Origin of the sequence: Microcystis sp. CS-574, from assembly GCF_028329095.1 — a bacterium.
GTDB lineage: Bacteria > Cyanobacteriota > Cyanobacteriia > Cyanobacteriales > Microcystaceae > Microcystis > Microcystis ichthyoblabe_A.
Genome location: NZ_JAQMSY010000076.1, coordinates 1 through 17,432 on the forward strand (window position 1 = coordinate 1; position 17,432 = coordinate 17,432).

A 17,432-nucleotide genomic window follows, 5' to 3' on the forward strand; every position below is an offset into this window, starting at 1 on the left:
GAGTAAGGGGGGATCAAACCCCCCTTATCAAGGGGGGCAGGGGGGATCAAACCCCCCTTATCAAGGGGGGCAGGGGGGATCAAACCCCCCTTATCAAGGGGGGCAGGGGGGATCAAACCCCCCTTATCAAGGAGGGAGTAAGGGGGGATCAAACCCCCCTTATCAAGGGGGGCAGGGGGGATCAAAACTAAAATCGATTGGTATTAGGTGAACTGGACTCAGAGCAGTTATCAAAAGTTGAAGATGTTTGGCTTTTTTGACTTGGGCTACTCTAGAACTATGAATTTCTGAAAATGCGATCGCTTAAGTTAAAATAGAGAGGTTCAGTTTCAGGGACGAAAAAGGTAAAATAGATTAAAAGCTTACAATCTTCTAACTCGCTGCTATGCCAGTCACTCGCCAAGCTCTTAAGCAAGACCTTGACCAACTAACTGATGATCAACTTCAGCAAGTTGCTGACTTCATTGCCTTTCTCAAGTTCCAAGATAAACGCCGCCGGATCATTCTCGATCCTAGTCAACTTGTTTCCCTTGCGACTGATTTCGCCGAGGAAGACCGTATCTTTGCCGAAGCTGGAATGGATGATTATGCAGTGATGCTTGCTCAGGAAGATCATCAATGACTGAACAGCTTAAACGTGGGGAAGTTTGGTTAGCAAACCTCAATCCTGCTCAGAACCTTGAGCAGGCAGGCATTCGTCCTATCATTATTTTTCAAAATGATATTGTTTCTCAATTTTTCACAACAACCATTGCTATTCCCCTAACGACAAACCAACACCGTGCTTCATTACCAATCTGTCTGTTGATTAGACAGGGAGATGGCGGTTTATCGCAGGATTCGGTCGCACTTTGTTTTCAAATTAGAGTGCTAGATAAGACCCGTTTAATTCAGCGGTTAGGACTACTTAGGACTGAAACAATAGCTCAACTAGAAGATGTTGTGTTGATAACATTAGGATACCAACTATAAGGATAGTACGATCACCGCTCTTGTCGGGTGCAAAAACCCGCAGGTAACGCATCAATAATATCTTTGAGGCTCATCCCAATAATTTTCTCTAGCTTGGGGAATTTCTATGAAGAGCCGGTAGGCGTTAGGCTGTATTTGTTTTGACATCAACGCCCCGTATTGTTCTCGGTAAAACCCCACACCCCACACCCCACACCCCACGAAAAACTTTTTGGGCAAACCCTAATTATTGCCCCCCCAATAGCCATCATTGCTCCTTGCGAGCGGCGAATCATTAATAATTTCTTTAGTAAACGGCAAAACCGATAAAAATTTTCTATCAAAAAACTGGCAAAAATTGGCAGGACGAAAAATGCTGATCAGCTTGGAACATCTGAGATAGAGCATCGTCAATCTGGACATTCAAAATGTCACCAACTTGCCGTGATCCCGGTGCTAATGGTCAGAGATAGACTTGCATAATTTCAAAATCTAAGTTAATCTCACCTAAAAGTCACCTTTAGGTATTTTGACTAAAAAGTAAAGTTGCTTAACTTCTACTCTAGCCTCAAGGCTAATGCTGAAAGCTAGACCCATCGGCTTAATCCACTGGCTCTAGCTAACTCTTTACACCACAGGAGGTCTGTTTGAAAGAGACTTTTATCCACAACCCCATGACATCTGCTACCCCAGAACAGAATTGCACCGCTGAGTCTAACCGAGTCCGTTACTCAGTTGCTCTACTGGGATTAGCACTCTCTCTGGGAGTACCTAGCATTCTCAACTCCACCTCAGAATCAGCCCAGGCCGCCAATTCTGTACCCTTAGAATGGGAAGTGATTGACCTGGCCCAAAAAGCCAAAGCTGCGGGTAAAGAACTAAAAGAACCGCAAATAATCCAATCCCAAGCACTCGCCACCGTCAAATTCATCGCCACATCAGTGGTTGAGCATCAGGTGAAACCGGGAGAATCCCTGTGGAGTTTAGCCGACAGCTATCAAACCACCCCCACAGCGATCGCTGCCCGCAATAATCTCTCCCCCCAATCCGATTTGATTATCGGACAAACCTTAAAAATTCCCACTCCTGAGCAGTTGCCCCCGGCAGCCCCGGCAGCAACTCCTGAGCAGTTGGATAGTTCCTCTGCTAGTCTCCGTCAAACCCGTCAACGTCTCCAAGAAAGTTTGGCCGCCTTACGAACCGAGGAAACCCCCCATCAGTCCAATTCCGGGGAAACGGTAATCGTCACTGAAACCACCGCTCTCGTTCCCGATAATTCGCCAACTAGCGTCGAGATTCCCGTTATCGCTCCCGAAGAATCCCCCCGACCAACCAGCCAGGTGATCCCGATTCCCGTTCCCACCCCTGAAAGCGATCGCCCGATAGCCACAATTCCCCTTAATCCTCCCTTGACAAGCAGACCGGAAATTCCTAGCGTTGCCCTACGAAATCCGGCTCCTGTGACTGAAATTCCCGCCGTTCCCAATCCTCGGGTCATAGTTCCCCCAGAAAACCAAGTTTATCGGGTTCGGCCCGGGGATACCTTAAACACGATCGCTCGCGCTCTCGGCATCACCCCCGCCGAATTAGCTAGGGAAAACGGCATTGACAACCCCAACCGGATTAAAGTTAATCAAACCCTAGTGGTTCCCGATCGCTCTGCCAACGCTAGAGTTAATCAAAATCTTACCCCTTTGGACGGCGATCGCCCTAGGTTGTCCTTTAACCCCAGCAATCGACAAAATCCGCCCGCAGAAACTGCCACCATGGGGACGGAAGAATTCCCCGAAAATATCACCGGCAGCTATCGGGAAAGATTGCGCCAAGAGGTGGCTAATCTGCGGGAAACTAACCTTTCGGAAACCCAGAAAAGTATCGCTATTCCCGTCGATAATCCCGCAGAAACCCTCGATGAGCCGCAAATAACCCCTAATCCCCAATGGACTGCCCTTCGTTCGCGTTCCAACCAAAGCACCCCCCCACAGATTATCGGTTCGGCTCCTACCAATGTGGAAGAATATAATGACCGCCTCCGAATTCCCGTCGGCGAAACCGTAGAACCTTCCCTTCCTCCCCTCACTAATCCCGATGAGCATTTACCTAACCCCGCCCCGATTTTTACCGGCTTTATTTGGCCCACTAGAGGTGTGTTAACCTCCGGTTTCGGTTGGCGCTGGGGCAGACCTCATCGCGGCATCGATATCGCCGGTCCAGTGGGGACTCCGATTGTGGCGGCGGCTGCCGGTGAAGTAATCTCCTCCGGCTGGAATTCTGGCGGTTATGGCAATCTGGTGAAACTTCGTCACCCCGATGGTAGCACCACTCTCTATGCCCATAACAGCCGTCTGCTGGTGCGTCGCGGCCAAACTGTTCAGCAAGGCGAGCCGATCGCCCAGATGGGCAGCAGTGGCTTTAGCACCGGCCCCCACCTACATTTCGAGGTTCACCCCTCCGGCCGGGGAGCAGTTAATCCTATGGCTTTCCTGCCAGGCAGACGTTAAAGATGCCCCCAAAGGGAAGATTTTTTCTTCCCTTTTTTGCTCTTGTGCAATTGGGTGATTATGTGTTATGATTGGTAACTGTGTAAACAACGGCTTAGTAGCTCAGTTGGTCAGAGCAGGGGACTCATAAGCCCAAGGTCGGCAGTTCAAATCTGCCCTGAGCCATTTTAGGAAAACCTAAGTGTAGAATTTTAGAAATACAGAATCTTGTTTGAAGATTATCTCGTTCCCCGGTTCTACCTGATCACTGCCCCCCACCAAAGCCTTTTTTTTGATTTCTGGAAATTCGCACCCATAAGTATGGGAAAGGGATTGACTTAGTCGGCGGTTTGCGTTATGCTTTTCTTATAATGGGAATCCGTGCAAATTTCGATGATTGTCAATATTTCCATTATGAATAAAATCTTTTAAAAATATTATCTCAAAATCTCCCCAGAAAAGCAAGCAAAATTTTGCCAATAATTGTTAAGTTTTGTTAAAAAGAAATGGAGAGATCAGCCTTTATTTTTTTCCTTGCAGTAAGCCAAAACGAATTAAACCCGACTCGTAACCGCGCCGCATTAACCCTAAAGATAAAGCCCCTTGGATAGTAGTGTAACCGCTGGCTAACAAACCTGCGATCGCATCTGGGGTTAGGGCCGAATCAATCACCACATCCCAAAAGGCCGCCACCGATAGGGACCAATCATCGGTTTTTAGGTCTTGAAAGCCAATGTCACCGGCAATATCGGCGTATTCTGGCAAAGAAATCACATAGGGCAGACAATAAACCTGATAAATCTCGTTTAATAGTTTAATCTCTCCTTCCGTTAAATTACCGGCCAGGGAAGTGGTGGGACGATGACACCAAGTAGCCATCAAAAAAGTCCCCCCGGGCTGCAAAACCCGATAACATTCCCGCAGAAATTGCCTTTTATCGGGCATATGTTCGCCACTTTCCAAAGACCAGACCAGATCAAAATTATTCTCAGAAAAGGGGGTTTTTAGGGCATCAGCCACGCAAAAACTCACTTGTTCTTCTAAATTGAACTCTTGCGCTCTTTGGCTGGCTCTAGCGGCTTGTACCGGGGATAAGGTAATCCCCACTCCTTGGCTGTGAAATTTTTCGGCCAGATAAAGACTACTGCCACCAATACCACAACCGACATCGAGAATCTGATTAGCGCCGGTGACACCACCCCAAGTTAATAATTCTTCTATTAAATCAATTTGTGCCTGACGGCGATCGAGTTTAATCTTGCCGCCGCGACCGTAGTAACCATGGTGCATATGTTCGCCCCAAATCCTTTCCCATAGTCCACTAGAGGAGTCATAAAAATCGGCTATTCGTTGATAAAGTTCCATGGTGATTTCCTAAGTGAGTGGGTGGTGTCTTTTTCTCCAAGTTGTTGATTCATATAGTCCACAATACCTAGCTCATCAATGATAGCGGCGATGATGCCTAAATGGTCGGGATTTTTAACGGTTAGTTGAGTCATTGTCAGGTGAGTGACTGGTTGATTTGATTGTAGCTATTCCGTCGCTATTTCTGAGTTTATTTTTTACCTCCTCTTAACCAGTACGGAATATGGGTTACAAAGGTGAGATGCTCTCCTCTAATACCATTTTTCTTTATTTGCGTCACAACGAATGCAAGCTTGGCAAGCATTCGAGCGTGGATGTCTGTCATGGATTTAGAAATTTGGTATAAGTCCTAAAAATAATCTCCCGACTCCTGAATTCTGATAACTGATTCAAGGCTAAGGGTCAACAATGCTAGGATAAAGGCTTGAGTAGAGAACGATCGAGCCAAAGCCATGTCATCGACAGAAGTAAAAACCCCACCCCCAGACAGTCCTGAATTCCTCGATGAGTTACCCGGAGAAGTGGAAATGTCCTTATTTGACCACTTGGAGGAGTTGCGGCGCCGGATTTTTTATAGTTTAATTGCCGTGGCTGTGGGTGCGGTGGGATGTTTTATCTTCGTTAAACCCCTAGTACAAGTGCTGGAAGTTCCCGCCCAAGGGGTAAAATTTTTGCAGTTAGCTCCGGGAGAATTTTTTTTCGTCTCCCTAAAAGTAGCTGGATATAGCGGCATACTGGTGGCTAGTCCCGTCATTCTCCTGCAAATTATCCTCTTTGTGCTGCCGGGGTTAACCCGTCGCGAACGGCGTTTAATTGTCCCGGTAGTCTTAGGATCGAGTGTTTTATTTTTTGCTGGTTTATTTTTTGCCTATATTGCCCTGATTCCCGCCGCTTTAAACTTTTTTGTCAGTTATGGGGCGGAAGTGGTCGAACAAGCTTGGTCGATCGAGCGCTATTTTGAATTTGTCTTACTTTTGCTGTTTAGTACCGGCATCGCCTTTCAAATTCCCGTTATTCAATTGATTTTGAGCTTTTTGGGCATTATTTCCTCGCAAACGATGTTATCGGGTTGGCGTTTCGTGGTTTTAGGTGCGGTGATTTTAGGCGCGATTTTAACCCCTTCCACAGATCCTCTCACCCAATCCCTGTTAGCAGGGGCGGTCTTGGGTCTATACTTTGGGGGCATTGGGGTGGTGAAATTAACGGGACGTTAGCAGTTTTTTGATAAAATTTGACGGCTGAAAACCAATTAAGCCAGAAAGCTAGAGATTGATTCTAGATTGAGTAACAAAGTGAAATATTTTTTCTTAACGGCAGGCTGGACAATAGGACGGGTGTGGGAATTTGGTGGTTTGTGGGACAATGCGAGTAGTTGGCGACGACCACCACAGATAGAGCGATTAAATATCGGTATTTTAGAGGGAGAACAGGTTTTATGGCTTTATAAGGTGGAAGAAGCTGTGATTATGGTGGAAGTTGCCCCCAAGAGTGCCGAAATTGCCGATGCTGTCCCCACTATCGGGCAAGTGGTGCTAAAACGCTTGATTAGTGCCGAACAAGTTCTCGAAATCCTCCAAAATGCCGAAGAACTGCTGAGGAAGTAATTAGGGTTTGCTGAATAATGGTAAAACCCTTTTTAGATAAGGCTTTTGACCTGTTAAAATCCGATGTTCATGCTGCGAAAATAGGATTGGAACCTTCAAAAACCTTGCATTATCCTTCTTGCAGTACATAAACTGGTACAAGAAAAGGGGGCAACAAAGCCTGAAACTCCTGCCTCACAGCCTCGGATCATTCTGCCTGACCCTATTCTAGGCCTTTTTTAGAAAAAATTAATTAATAATTATTCTCAATTATTTGAGAAGATTACTCTAGCTGCGATCCAAGATTCATGCTGAAAAGCCTTGATTTTCAAAGGCTAAACCGGCTAAAAATACTAATGTATTAAAGTATACCGAGCAACTGTAACAATTCTTAACTTGACTTTATTGAGAATTATTCTAGACTAAGACTTAAAGCTTATTGCATATTATTATCAATAAGCTTGGTTCTATTTTCGTTAAAAGATGCCATGCAGACCTACGACAATCCTCAGATCAAGTACGACTGGTGGGCAGGAAATGCCCGTTTTGCCGATAAATCAGGCTTATTTATCGTTGCCCACGTTGCCCAAGCTGCTTTAATCGCTTTTTGGGCAGGAGCCTTCACCTTATTTGAAATTTCCCAATATCGCCCCGATATAGCCATGGCAGAACAGGGCTTAATTTTACTGCCGCACCTGGCCACTTTAGGCTTTGGAGTCGGAGAAAAGGGGCAAATCATCGATATCTATCCCTTTTTCGTGATTGGCTCAATTCATCTGATTTCTTCGGCAGTTTTGGGAGCAGGAGCCTTATTTCACCTGTTAAGAGTCCCAGAAACCCTGAAAGATTCCTCTGGTCTGGGGAAAAAATTCCATTTCGATTGGAGTGAACCCCGACAATTAGGAGTTATTCTCGGTCATCACCTGCTCTTTTTAGGTATAGCTGCATTATTATTAGTGGCCAAAGCTATGTACTGGGGGGGATTATACGACGCAACTATCGGCGCTGTCCGAGTCGTTAGTAAACCAACCCTCGATCCTTGGGTTATCTATGGCTATCAAACCCACTTTGCTACTGTGGACAATCTCGAAGATTTAGTCGGTGGTCATATCTACGTCGGTTTAATGTTAATTGGGGGCGGTATCTGGCATATTATCGTTCCCCCGCTCAAATGGGCGAGAAATGTGCTGATTTTCTCTGGAGAAGCCATTTTATCCTATTCTTTGGGCGGAATTGCCCTAGCTGGTTTCGTGGCCGCCTATTTCTGTGGGGTAAATACCCTCGCTTATCCAGTCGAATTTTACGGGCCAATTTTAGAAGTGAAGTTAGGAATTGCTCCCTACTTTGCCGACACGGTGAAATTGCCCTTTGGAGTACATACGGCGCGCTGTTGGTTAGCTAATGCCCACTTTTTCCTCGCTTTCTTCTTTTTACAAGGTCATCTCTGGCACGCTTTACGCGCGATGGGTTTTGACTTTAAACGAGTAGAAAAAGCCTTAAATGCGATAGAAGTCTAGTTTTTTCAAGGAAGATTAGGATAAATTATCGATTTTCCTAATTTTCCCCGCTGATCAATCTTTCTAACTGTCCCTTATGCCTTACTGTACCTGTTGTAACACCAAATTGCTGCATCACATTGGACGCTCTCGCTCTTATTGGTACTGTAGTTCTTGCCGGCAGGAAATGCCAGTTTCAGAGAGAGAAACCTGTAATCAGGGGCTTTATTCCCTATCAAGGAGAATTAAGAGTTAAACTCACTTATTTCGCAACAAGGACAAATTTTATGGCAAAAATTGGCTTATTTTTTGGCACGCAAACCGGCAAAACCGAAACGGTGGCGGAAATGATTCAGAAAGAATTTGGAGGTGAGGCAATTGTAGAATTACACGATATCTCCTCCGCTTCTACCGAGGATTTTGCCCCCTACGATGCCCTGATTATCGGTTGTCCCACCTGGAATATCGGCGAATTACAAAGCGATTGGGCGGGTTTTTACGATGAATTGGATGACATTGATTTCGTCTCCAAAAAGGTCGCTTATTTCGGGATGGGGGATCAAATCAGTTATGCGGATAACTTTCAAGATGCTCTGGGGATACTGGAAGAAAAAATCGCCTCCCTAGGGGGTAAAACCGTCGGTTACTGGCCGACAGAAGGTTACGATTTTAACGAGTCGAAAGCCCTAAAAAATGGCAAATTTGTCGGTTTAGCCCTCGATGAAGACAACCAATCCGATTTAACTGAACAACGGATCAAAACTTGGGTCGCGGGACTTAAGGGCGAATTTGGCGTTTAGTTAGCTATCAATCAGTTATCAGTTATCAGTTATCAGTTACCAGTTATCAGTTATCAGTTACCAGTGAATAGTATTAAGTGGCTAGTTCGCAGCTTTCTTTTCACCGACTACTGATGGATCTTCGTTACTTGATATGGTTCGATAGGGGGGCATAAATCAACTAAATCCTTATCTGGCAAGGGATTTAATTGATTAGTTCGCTCTAGATCGAAAATAATTGACAAAAATCGCTAAATGCCTTTCTATATATGGGTTCCATCCCTTATAACCCCCGTCCATTGCATAACACAAACCGAAGAGCCTTACTGTTTACTGATCGCTAAAAAATCCCCTATATCCTTGATTATTATGTCTCGATTACCTGATGCAGTTTGGATTAATGTTAACCCCAGTTTTCGCCGTTTTGATCGCCCGGTGTTGGATTGTTTAGCCCGGGAAATTGCGATCGCTGATTGGCAATACTGTCAATCTCTTGATCAGCCAGCTTCTCTTGATATTGCCTTAGTATTAATACAAGATTACCTGAAACAATGCGATCGACCGCTGCATTTAGTCGGCCACGGCACGGGGGGATTAGTAGGATTACTGTATGCGCGTCGTTATCCAGAAAGGGTAAAATCCTTAACTTTGCTCTCTGTGGGAGTCTATCCGGCGATCGATTGGCAAGCTCATTATTATGTGCTATCAAAATTACTGCCTTGTTCTCGTCAAACTCTGCTCAATCAATCGGTTCACAATCTTTTTGGTCATCAATCCTGCGCTTTAACCCAAGAATATCGCTATCTCTTGGAAGAGGATTTATTATTGTCCCTTTCTCCCCATAATCTCTATCAGAATGCCCATTTCGCCCCGGGGACAGTTCCCGTACCCCTGTTAGTCTGTGGGGGAGATATCGATACGGTAATTGATCGGCATTTATTGCAGGGATGGCAACCCTGGTTAAAGTCAGGCGATCGCATTTGGAGTTGTCACAAAGGGCGTTATTTTTTCCACTATTCCCACCCCTACAGCGTCAGTCAAGAGATTTTTAGTTTCTGGCGATCTCTAGTTCCACAGGAATTTCTTTCTGAGCAAACTGTAATTATTCCTTAATTGACAAAAATCGAGATTTATGTTAAGGCTAATACCGCTCTTTTGTCCGATCGCAATCTGGATAACGCTGCTGTTCTTTTTTACTGCTCTTTTTCTTGCTGTTGCCCAAGGGCGCCGGCAGTTGCAAAAGCTGCATCGAATTCCCTGTAGTCGCTGTGTTTTTTGTACCGGAGATTATCGCTTGAAATGTGCGGTGCATCCAATGCGTGCCTTTTCGGAAGAGGCGATCGATTGTCGGGATTTTGAGCGAGAAATTCAGGAAAATCAGAAAATGGGTTTCTTGAAGAAACCTGTTTTCTCAGTTTCTTTTCTCGTCATCATAACCTGGATTCTGGCTGTTAAGTTGAGAATATCGTCGATAATACCTGCTTTTTAAAGTAGGGAGACTTCCAGTTTGAGCGGTAAGCTATCAGCGTTGAGCTTGCCGCTAGAGGATTTGAGCGCATTTTTCTCTCAGACATCAGCCCTCCTCTGCTAAGATGATAATCATTATCATTTTAGCTGGCAATGGTCAATCAGATTAAGTCCCCCCGAGCAGAAAGCTCCGTTATCGAAGAAGATTCGCAAAAAATCGTAAAAATACGCCATACTTGCGCCCATATCTTAGCGATGGCTGTACAAACTCTCTTTCCTGAAACCAAAGTCGCTATTGGTCCCTGGACAGAAACGGGATTCTACTACGATTTCGATCGCCCAACACCCTTTACCCCCGAAGATTTGGAGAAAATAGCGGCAGAAATGGGGCGAATTATCGGGAAAAACCTGCCAATTATCCGAGAAGTGCTGGAAAGAAGCGAAATTACCGCAGAAATCGAGCGCCTTAATCAACCCTACAAAAAGTTAATTTTAGAGAGAATTCCCCCAGATGAAACCATTACCCGTTATTTTATCGGTAGTCCGGACGCAGGACGGAGCGATCGAGAACCCTCGTTAATTGATGGCGCTGTTTCTCCCCCGGAAGAATTTTGGTGGGATCTGTGCGCGGGACCCCATCTCAACTCGACGGGGGAAATTAACCCAGATGCTTTCGCCTTGGAGAGTGTAGCGGGTGCTTATTGGCAAGGAGATGAAAAACAGCCGCAATTACAGCGAATTTACGGCACAGCTTGGCAAACCCCCGCAGAATTACAAAATTATCTCCAACAAAAAGAAGAAGCGCAGCGACGAGATCATCGCAAATTGGGACAACAATTAAAATTATTTAGCATCCAAGAAGATGCCGGTGGCGGTTTAGTTTTTTGGCATCCCCGGGGTGCAACAATGCGTTATTTAATCGAAGATTATTGGCGCCAAGCTCATTTAGAAGCGGGTTATCAATTTCTTTATACTCCCCATCTAGCTAATTTAGATCTGTGGAAAACTTCTGGACATTGGGACTTTTATCGCGACAATATGTTTGAGGCGATCGAGTTAGAACAGCAAAGCTATCAAATTAAGCCGATGAATTGTCCTTTTCATGTTTTAACCTATCAAAATGACCTGCATTCCTATCGAGAATTTCCCCTCAGATGGGCAGAATTAGGCACAGTTTATCGTTACGAGCGATCGGGGGTTTTACACGGATTAATGCGGGTAAGAGGTTTTACTCAAGATGATGCTCATATTTTTTGTTTGCCCGAACAAATTGCCGCAGAGATTCTAGGAGTTTTAAATTTAACCGAGAAAATTCTCTCCGATTTTGGCTTTACTAATTATGAGGTAAATTTATCGACTCGTCCCAGTAAATCCGTGGGTAGCGATAGTGTTTGGGAATTGGCAACCGCAGCTTTAATTGAGGCCTTAAATGCTAAAAAGTGGGATTATATTGAGGATCAGGGAGGTGGGGCTTTTTATGGTCCAAAAATTGATATAAAAATTCAAGATGCGATCGGTAGAATGTGGCAATGTTCCACGATTCAGGTCGATTTTAACTTGCCAGAACGCTTTGATATGCAATATGTCGCTAGGGATGGTACTCGGGAAAGACCGATTATGATTCATCGAGCTATTTTTGGCTCTTTGGAAAGATTTTTTGGTATTTTAATCGAGAATTATGCGGGAGATTTTCCTCTCTGGTTAGCACCTATTCAAGTCCGTTTATTACCCGTTAGTGATGAACAGCAGCATTATGCTTTAGAGATAGCAGTGCAGTTAAAACAAGCGGGTTATCGAGTGGAAATCGATAAAAGTGGTGAGCGTTTAGGCAAACAAATTCGTACAGGAGAACTAGAAAAAATCCCTGTCTTAGCTGTGATTGGAAAACGAGAAGTTAGCAGTAAAACTCTAAGTGTTCGCACTCGACAAGGGGGTGATTTAGGTTCGATGACGCTGGCAGATTTATTAGAAAAAATGCAAACGGCGATCCTATCTAAAACTAATCTCTGAAACTTTTGTATAAACCGGCAATTAGTGGAGATCGATCCCCTCCAGACGAATTTAACAGGGTTGAGAAAAGCCTATTTTCTGCCAATTAATTAACTTACAAGTGGGTTAGCTGCCATGAGTTCTTTGATAATTCCCCTCTCCGATTCCCTCCCTTGTTTACCTAAATCAGGAATGCCTGTGACGATTATTACTGGTTTTTTAGGGAGTGGAAAAACCACCTTACTCAATCATATTCTTGACAATAAAGAAGGGTTAAAAGTTGCCGTCTTAGTCAATGAGTTTGGGGATATTAATATTGATTCTCAATTGCTTGTTTCCATCGATGAAGATATGGTAGAATTGAGTAATGGCTGTATTTGTTGTACGATTAATGATAGTTTAATTGAGACAGTCTATCAGGTCTTAGAAAAAGAAATACCCGTGGACTATCTAATTATTGAAACCACAGGATTAGCCGATCCTTTGCCAATTATCCTCACTTTCTTAGCCACGGAATTAAAATATCTGACTCGCTTAGATTCTATTATTACCCTCGTGGATTCTGAAACCTTTACTGCCGATCATTTTGATAGTAATATTGCCCTTAGTCAAATTCGTTATGGTGACGTGGTAATTCTCAATAAAATAGATCGAGTCAGTCCCAAGAAATTAGATGATTTAGAAAAGTTTATTCGTCGAGAAAAAGAGGGTATAAGACTTCTAAAAAGTAGTTATGGTCAGGTTCCTTTGGGTTTATTGTTAGATCTAGGTTTAACTAAAGAAGAATTGTATAAAGTCCAGTTGAGAGACTTTCAAAAAAATCGCCCAATCTCCATTGATAATCAATCTCCTGAAGACTTTAATTTTGTCTCCTTTGTTAGCGATAAACCATTTAATCTAGATAAATTTGAACCTTTTCTCACGGAAAAAATTCCAGTAAATGTTTTTCGAGCTAAAGGGATTCTCTGGTTTCAACAAAGCGATTTAAAACATATTTTTCAATTGAGCGGTCTTCGTTACGATCTGCAAGCGGTAGAATGGGATACATCTCCTCAGAATCAGTTAGTTTTTATCGGCAGAAATTTAAATAAAGAGGAAATCTTGACACAACTAAACGAATGCTTGGCTAGTTCTCAAAAAATTAAAAAGCACAAACTAAGTAGGTAGGTGTTAAAAGTTTTCAGACACCCCCCTTATTAAGGGGGGATTAAAGGGGGGATCCCCCCGCCTATCGGCACCCCCCTTATCAAGGGGGGACTAAGGGGGGATCGAACCTAAAATCCATTTTTAATTTAATTATAACCAGCTACTTATGAATAATTTATGGATAAAAACTTTAAAATTTAACGAACCCTCGATCCCATGGTTTTACATCTCTTTGTTCTCTAAGTTCATTATCGCAAACCCTTGCACTTTACGGAAGCGGCGATCGATTAAGGGAACAATTAAAAACGAGGGGAATTATCTTAGTTGATTTACCCGATGGACAAAGCCAATGGTATCCTAGAGAAAAGAGCCATAACCATGATTAATATCCCAAGAAACCGCCAATTTTTCCCAAAATAACCTTACTAAGTCTAGAGGATTGGTTTAAGGAAGATTACTTGCCCCAATCTCACTTATGCTAGAATGATTATCATTACCACAATAAAGAAGGAGCAAAATGATTATCGTGGTGACGGGGGGTATAGCTGCGGGAAAAACCCATTGGATTCGCCAACAAATCGCCCAAAGCAAGCAGCCAAGTCTATATTTTAGTCCCCAGACGGAAACTTTTCCCATTGATCATCTCACTTTACAGAATGACTTTCCCCAGTTGTCCTGTGTTTCTAGGGAAGAAGAAGACCTTTTGAGCAGTTTATCCGTCGAAAACACGGTCTATATGGAAGTGCCGTGGCATTTAGACACGCAATCCCTCGAAAGCTTTCTAAAACCCCTCAATTGTCATCGGGTAGCGATTACGTCTCCAGACGAAGAAATCCCCGAAGGACAGGTTCCCGTCGATGAAATAGTCATCAGTCCCGTCAAAACAACCATAAAAGGTGATCAATGGTTAAAAAAACGGGAAATACAGATTTATAGAGCCGTTTTAACGGGAGAAATCCTCGATTTTTCCAGTTTAACCACCTTTTGGACAGAATTAACCCAAGAGGCCTATGGGGAAGTGCTGCGGGTTAAAAGTATCTTCGATATCATCGATGGTCAGTGTATTTATGGGGAATTTATGGATGAATGGCCAGAAAAAGACTTTCAAAGCTTAAATTTCCCCTTAAATCTCGATGGGAGACCGAATCGCTTTAGTGGGATTGAAATCGTCGGTCGCAATCTCGATAAACCGACAATTGCCGATACCCTGAGTGATTGTTGTCTGTCCGATGAGGCACTTTTTTATTATCAACAACAATTTCAAGAATCTTTAGAGCCAGAAATGGAGTTAATCTGATGAAAATAGCCGTTTTATCCTGTATTCATGGCAATATGCCCGCTTTTAATGCTGTTTTGCAAGATTTAGACCAACAGGGTTGTCAAGAAATCTACTGTTTAGGGGATTTGGTTGGGTATGGACCCCATCCTAACCAAGTGGTGGAAAAAATCCGTCAACTGGGGATTACCACGGTACAAGGGTGTTGGGATGAGGATATCGTCGAGGGATTAAATGCCTGTGAGTGCAGTTATCCGTCGCTTTTAGCAGAAAAACGCGGTAGATTAGCTCATGAGTGGACAAATCAAATAATCACCCCAGAAAACCGTAATTATTTGTCAAAACTGCCCGAAATTTTTAAGCTAGATCACCTCTGTTTTGTCCATGGTAGTCCCCAAAGTAACCATGAGTATCTTTTAGCCGAAATGGACGCTTTTACGGCTTTAGAACGGGTTTTATCGGTAGATACAGAGGTTTTATTCTGTGGACATACCCACATCCCCTACATTCGCACTCTCGACGCGGGAAGCTTGCAAATAAAAGTGTATCAACCCGATGGGGAACAGTCGCGGCAATTTACCACACCGGTTAAACGTATCATCAACGTGGGATCGGTGGGAGAACCACGTCACGGTCGTCCAAATGCCACCTATGTGATTTACGATCGAGAAACGGCAGCGGTACAACTGCGAGAAGTGGCCTATAACTATCAGGAAACCTGTCAGGCTATTTTAGCATCGGGTTTACCTCCTATTTTCGCTTGGCGATTGGCTAAGGGTCTAGAATATGCGGAAAAAGCCGATGATCCGACTCATGTTTGCGAACGTTAATTTGTGATAAATCAAGAAATTATGTGGGCGATTTTAAGCGGTATTCAAGGCAATTTACCAGCCTATCAAGCGGTCTTGGAAGATATTCAGCAACGGTCAGTTACTGTAGAAAATTTATATATTTTAGGAGATTTTATCGGTGTTAATCCCGATAGTGAAATGCTAGTAGAACAAATACGTTATCCCACTAAAAATAACTTATATCCGCAGGTTTGTCGGGGATGGTGGGAAGAACAATGTCTAATTTTACACAGTTTAGGAGCAACAGGAGAACCGATGGAATTAATCGATAAACATGGAATTGATAGCACTAAACAACTCTGGGATGCAGTTTCTTTAGAAACGGTGCAATGGTTACGAAATCTCGATTTTGGTTTTGTCGAGTTGGATTGTTTATTAATTCATGGCAGTAGTGTCAGTGTTAGTGAAGAATTAACCCCCGATACTCCCCCATGGCAAATTTTAGATCGACTGCAACGGGTGGGAGTTAATAATCTATTTTGTGGTCGTGCGGGAAAAGTTTTTGATTATTCTTTACAGTCCGCTAATTTAACCAGCACTGTTACTACTTTAGATAAACGGCAACCAAGCCAAACTTTGACGATTCAAGATAAGCGTTTAATTGGGGTTGGTAGCGTTGGTAAAGAATTAAATAAAGCAGTTTACACTCTCTATAATCCTAGTAATAATTGCGTGGAGTTTAGAACCGTACCTTATTAATCTTTCAGAGATTAATTAAATATTAAAGATTAATTTAAGTAGGTAGGTGTTAAAAATTATCAGACACCCCCCTTATCAAGGGGGATCAAGGGGGGATTTATCTTCAATTTAATTATAACCAGCTAGATAACTGAGGTAAGAGACTCTTGCTGACTTGCTTGCAGATGGGATTGAGCGCGAACAGCGCGGAACATCCCAAAACGACATAAACCCGTACCAAAGGCCAAACGCATCAGCAGAATTGTCGGCACTTCTCGGACGGATTTAAGCAACCCAGTTAGACCAAATTGCCACCAACCTTGGGGACGAATCACCCCCTGCCAAATGGTATCAATCCAAGAGGGTAGAGTGGCTTTTGTCCAGTCAGCAGTCATCACTTCCCCATCTACCAATCCCGTGGCCGCTAACTGTTCGGCAAAACCTTCGATACTGGCAAAAGCGGGGTGGGACCACTGATCCAAAAGTTGGCGCATTACAGGACTTTCCCAGAAATTGAGCGGTTTTTGACGGTCATCTCGCTGATTCCAGTCCGCTACCACTAGGACTCCCCCTGGTTTGAGAACTCGCAGTAATTCCTGAGCAAAAACGGCTTTGTCCGGCATATGGGGACCGGCTTCAATTGACCAGACCACATCAAAACTCTCGTCGGGAAAAGAAAGGGCCATGGCATCATCGACCAAAAAGCGAGCATTTACATCTGGGGGTGTTAGTTCTTTGGCCCGTGCCACTTGTTTGGGACTAATAGTGACACCGGTAACGGCAAATCCGTAGTCGCGGGCCAGAATGCGACTGCTGCCACCAATACCACAACCGACATCGAGGAGAGTTGCACCGGCGGGTAGTTTATCCAAACCTCCCCAAGAGACCATTTCCGCCACAAAGTCAGCTTTTGCCTGTAGAAAGTCTTTTTTTTCTGGTGGGGAACCGTAGTGACCTAAATGGATGTGTTCGCCCCAATAATATTCTAAAATCCCGTCCTCGGTCCATTGGTCGTAGGAATTGGCCACCGAGTCCGACGATTGGTACTTGCGGGAGGAAACAAAATAGACGACGATAGCGATCGCTAGGAGTAAACCTAAAGATGATGTCAGCAAAAGTATATTCATTAAATGCTGCCGGGCAAACTGATACAAAGCTTAATAACTCTTAAAGATTATACAACCTTGAGGTTCTGCGGTTGAGTGACTTTGGTTCCTCGCCAGAAATTAACTATCCCAGTTGAAAGCGACTGGTAATACAGCAGTTATTTTAATAGTTAAGTAGCTGGTTATAATTAAATTAAAAATGGATTTTAGGTTCGATCCCCCCTGCCCCCCTTGATAAGGGGGGTGCCGATAGGCGGGGGGATCC

General features: G+C 43.9%; 17 protein-coding genes and 1 tRNA gene. 15 read left to right on the forward strand and 3 right to left on the reverse strand.

Annotated features, from left to right (window positions below):
• Positions 1-385 precede the first annotated feature (385 nt).
• The 4 genes from PN470_RS05285 (at position 386) to PN470_RS05300 (ending at position 3,617) form a co-directional block, all read left to right on the forward strand.
• A complete protein-coding gene (locus PN470_RS05285; RefSeq protein ID WP_272103922.1) occupies positions 386-622 on the forward strand; it encodes a hypothetical protein in 237 nt (78 codons plus the stop codon).
• Entirely contained in the window at positions 619-972 is a 354-nt protein-coding gene (locus PN470_RS05290) for a type II toxin-antitoxin system PemK/MazF family toxin (protein WP_272103924.1), read from the forward strand. Before PN470_RS05285 ends, PN470_RS05290 begins: the two co-directional genes overlap by 4 nt.
• A 653-nt stretch (positions 973-1,625) precedes the next feature.
• The gene (locus PN470_RS05295; protein WP_272103927.1) at positions 1,626-3,452 is read left to right on the forward strand and encodes a peptidoglycan DD-metalloendopeptidase family protein; all 1,827 of its coding nucleotides are present in this window, start codon (positions 1,626-1,628) and stop codon (positions 3,450-3,452) included.
• 91 nt (positions 3,453-3,543) lie between these two features.
• Positions 3,544-3,617: transfer RNA gene (locus tag PN470_RS05300), tRNA-Met, on the forward strand.
• Between the two features lie 336 nt (positions 3,618-3,953).
• Here PN470_RS05300 and PN470_RS05305 read toward each other — a convergent pair.
• Both PN470_RS05305 and PN470_RS05310 read right to left on the reverse strand, forming a co-directional pair.
• Positions 3,954-4,796 (reverse strand): methyltransferase domain-containing protein, encoded by an 843-nt coding sequence (locus PN470_RS05305; RefSeq protein ID WP_272103929.1) that lies wholly within the window; start codon positions 4,794-4,796, stop codon positions 3,954-3,956.
• Positions 4,775-4,930: a DUF4277 domain-containing protein gene (locus tag PN470_RS05310; RefSeq protein WP_002742273.1), complete on the reverse strand. Its 156-nt coding sequence runs from the start codon at positions 4,928-4,930 to the stop codon at positions 4,775-4,777. The genes PN470_RS05305 and PN470_RS05310 overlap by 22 nt, the downstream gene beginning before the upstream one ends.
• A 318-nt stretch (positions 4,931-5,248) precedes the next feature.
• Between PN470_RS05310 and tatC the strand changes: the two genes are divergently transcribed.
• From tatC to PN470_RS05365, 11 genes are all read left to right on the forward strand, one after another.
• Complete coding sequence (gene tatC, locus PN470_RS05315) at positions 5,249-6,010, forward strand: twin-arginine translocase subunit TatC (RefSeq protein WP_002783793.1); 762 nt, start codon at positions 5,249-5,251, stop codon at positions 6,008-6,010.
• A 78-nt stretch (positions 6,011-6,088) separates the two neighbouring features.
• Entirely contained in the window at positions 6,089-6,400 is a 312-nt protein-coding gene (locus PN470_RS05320) for a hypothetical protein (RefSeq protein ID WP_002752039.1), read from the forward strand.
• A gap of 467 nt (positions 6,401-6,867) precedes the next feature.
• Positions 6,868-7,896 (forward strand): chlorophyll a/b binding light-harvesting protein, encoded by a 1,029-nt coding sequence (locus tag PN470_RS05325; RefSeq protein ID WP_271935634.1) that lies wholly within the window; start codon positions 6,868-6,870, stop codon positions 7,894-7,896.
• Between the two features lie 266 nt (positions 7,897-8,162).
• Positions 8,163-8,675: a flavodoxin FldA gene (gene fldA / locus PN470_RS05330; RefSeq protein ID WP_016515946.1), complete on the forward strand. Its 513-nt coding sequence runs from the start codon at positions 8,163-8,165 to the stop codon at positions 8,673-8,675.
• A gap of 348 nt (positions 8,676-9,023) precedes the next feature.
• Positions 9,024-9,767: an alpha/beta hydrolase gene (locus tag PN470_RS05335; protein ID WP_271935636.1), complete on the forward strand. Its 744-nt coding sequence runs from the start codon at positions 9,024-9,026 to the stop codon at positions 9,765-9,767.
• Positions 9,768-9,786: 19 nt separating this feature from the next.
• On the forward strand, positions 9,787-10,143 hold the full coding sequence (locus PN470_RS05340) for a hypothetical protein (protein WP_002736022.1): 357 nt from the start codon (positions 9,787-9,789) through the stop codon (positions 10,141-10,143).
• 131 nt (positions 10,144-10,274) lie between these two features.
• A complete protein-coding gene (gene thrS / locus PN470_RS05345) occupies positions 10,275-12,131 on the forward strand; it encodes a threonine--tRNA ligase (protein ID WP_069474447.1) in 1,857 nt (618 codons plus the stop codon).
• 114 nt (positions 12,132-12,245) lie between these two features.
• On the forward strand, positions 12,246-13,277 hold the full coding sequence (locus tag PN470_RS05350) for a CobW family GTP-binding protein (RefSeq protein WP_069474446.1): 1,032 nt from the start codon (positions 12,246-12,248) through the stop codon (positions 13,275-13,277).
• A 496-nt stretch (positions 13,278-13,773) separates the two neighbouring features.
• Complete coding sequence (locus PN470_RS05355; RefSeq protein WP_271935401.1) at positions 13,774-14,553, forward strand: hypothetical protein; 780 nt, start codon at positions 13,774-13,776, stop codon at positions 14,551-14,553.
• On the forward strand, positions 14,553-15,362 hold the full coding sequence (locus tag PN470_RS05360) for a metallophosphoesterase family protein (RefSeq protein WP_002742233.1): 810 nt from the start codon (positions 14,553-14,555) through the stop codon (positions 15,360-15,362). The genes PN470_RS05355 and PN470_RS05360 overlap by 1 nt, the downstream gene beginning before the upstream one ends.
• 21 nt (positions 15,363-15,383) lie before the next feature.
• Positions 15,384-16,082 carry a metallophosphoesterase family protein gene (locus PN470_RS05365; protein WP_272103932.1) on the forward strand — a complete coding sequence of 233 codons (699 nt, stop codon included), beginning with the start codon at positions 15,384-15,386 and terminating at the stop codon, positions 16,080-16,082.
• A gap of 122 nt (positions 16,083-16,204) precedes the next feature.
• Here the strand turns inward: PN470_RS05365 and PN470_RS05370 are convergent, their stop codons facing one another.
• Positions 16,205-17,188, reverse strand: a complete 984-nt coding sequence (locus tag PN470_RS05370) for a methyltransferase domain-containing protein (protein ID WP_271935403.1) — start codon at positions 17,186-17,188, stop codon at positions 16,205-16,207.
• Between the last annotated feature and the right edge of the window lie 244 nt (positions 17,189-17,432).

What these genes read in the sequence shown, in the direction of transcription:
- PN470_RS05285 (WP_272103922.1), top strand. Translation starts at nt 386, where the DNA reads ATGCCAGTCACTCGCCAAGCTCTTAAGCAAGACCTTGACCAACTAACT.
- PN470_RS05290 (WP_272103924.1), top strand. Translation starts at nt 619, where the DNA reads ATGACTGAACAGCTTAAACGTGGGGAAGTTTGGTTAGCAAACCTCAAT.
- PN470_RS05295 (WP_272103927.1), top strand. Translation starts at nt 1,626, where the DNA reads ATGACATCTGCTACCCCAGAACAGAATTGCACCGCTGAGTCTAACCGA.
- PN470_RS05305 (WP_272103929.1), bottom strand. Translation starts at nt 4,796, where the DNA reads ATGGAACTTTATCAACGAATAGCCGATTTTTATGACTCCTCTAGTGGA.
- PN470_RS05310 (WP_002742273.1), bottom strand. Translation starts at nt 4,930, where the DNA reads ATGACTCAACTAACCGTTAAAAATCCCGACCATTTAGGCATCATCGCC.
- tatC (WP_002783793.1), top strand. Translation starts at nt 5,249, where the DNA reads ATGTCATCGACAGAAGTAAAAACCCCACCCCCAGACAGTCCTGAATTC.
- PN470_RS05325 (WP_271935634.1), top strand. Translation starts at nt 6,868, where the DNA reads ATGCAGACCTACGACAATCCTCAGATCAAGTACGACTGGTGGGCAGGA.
- fldA (WP_016515946.1), top strand. Translation starts at nt 8,163, where the DNA reads ATGGCAAAAATTGGCTTATTTTTTGGCACGCAAACCGGCAAAACCGAA.
- PN470_RS05335 (WP_271935636.1), top strand. Translation starts at nt 9,024, where the DNA reads ATGTCTCGATTACCTGATGCAGTTTGGATTAATGTTAACCCCAGTTTT.
- PN470_RS05340 (WP_002736022.1), top strand. Translation starts at nt 9,787, where the DNA reads ATGTTAAGGCTAATACCGCTCTTTTGTCCGATCGCAATCTGGATAACG.
- thrS (WP_069474447.1), top strand. Translation starts at nt 10,275, where the DNA reads ATGGTCAATCAGATTAAGTCCCCCCGAGCAGAAAGCTCCGTTATCGAA.
- PN470_RS05350 (WP_069474446.1), top strand. Translation starts at nt 12,246, where the DNA reads ATGAGTTCTTTGATAATTCCCCTCTCCGATTCCCTCCCTTGTTTACCT.
- PN470_RS05355 (WP_271935401.1), top strand. Translation starts at nt 13,774, where the DNA reads ATGATTATCGTGGTGACGGGGGGTATAGCTGCGGGAAAAACCCATTGG.
- PN470_RS05360 (WP_002742233.1), top strand. Translation starts at nt 14,553, where the DNA reads ATGAAAATAGCCGTTTTATCCTGTATTCATGGCAATATGCCCGCTTTT.
- PN470_RS05365 (WP_272103932.1), top strand. Translation starts at nt 15,384, where the DNA reads ATGTGGGCGATTTTAAGCGGTATTCAAGGCAATTTACCAGCCTATCAA.
- PN470_RS05370 (WP_271935403.1), bottom strand. Translation starts at nt 17,188, where the DNA reads ATGAATATACTTTTGCTGACATCATCTTTAGGTTTACTCCTAGCGATC.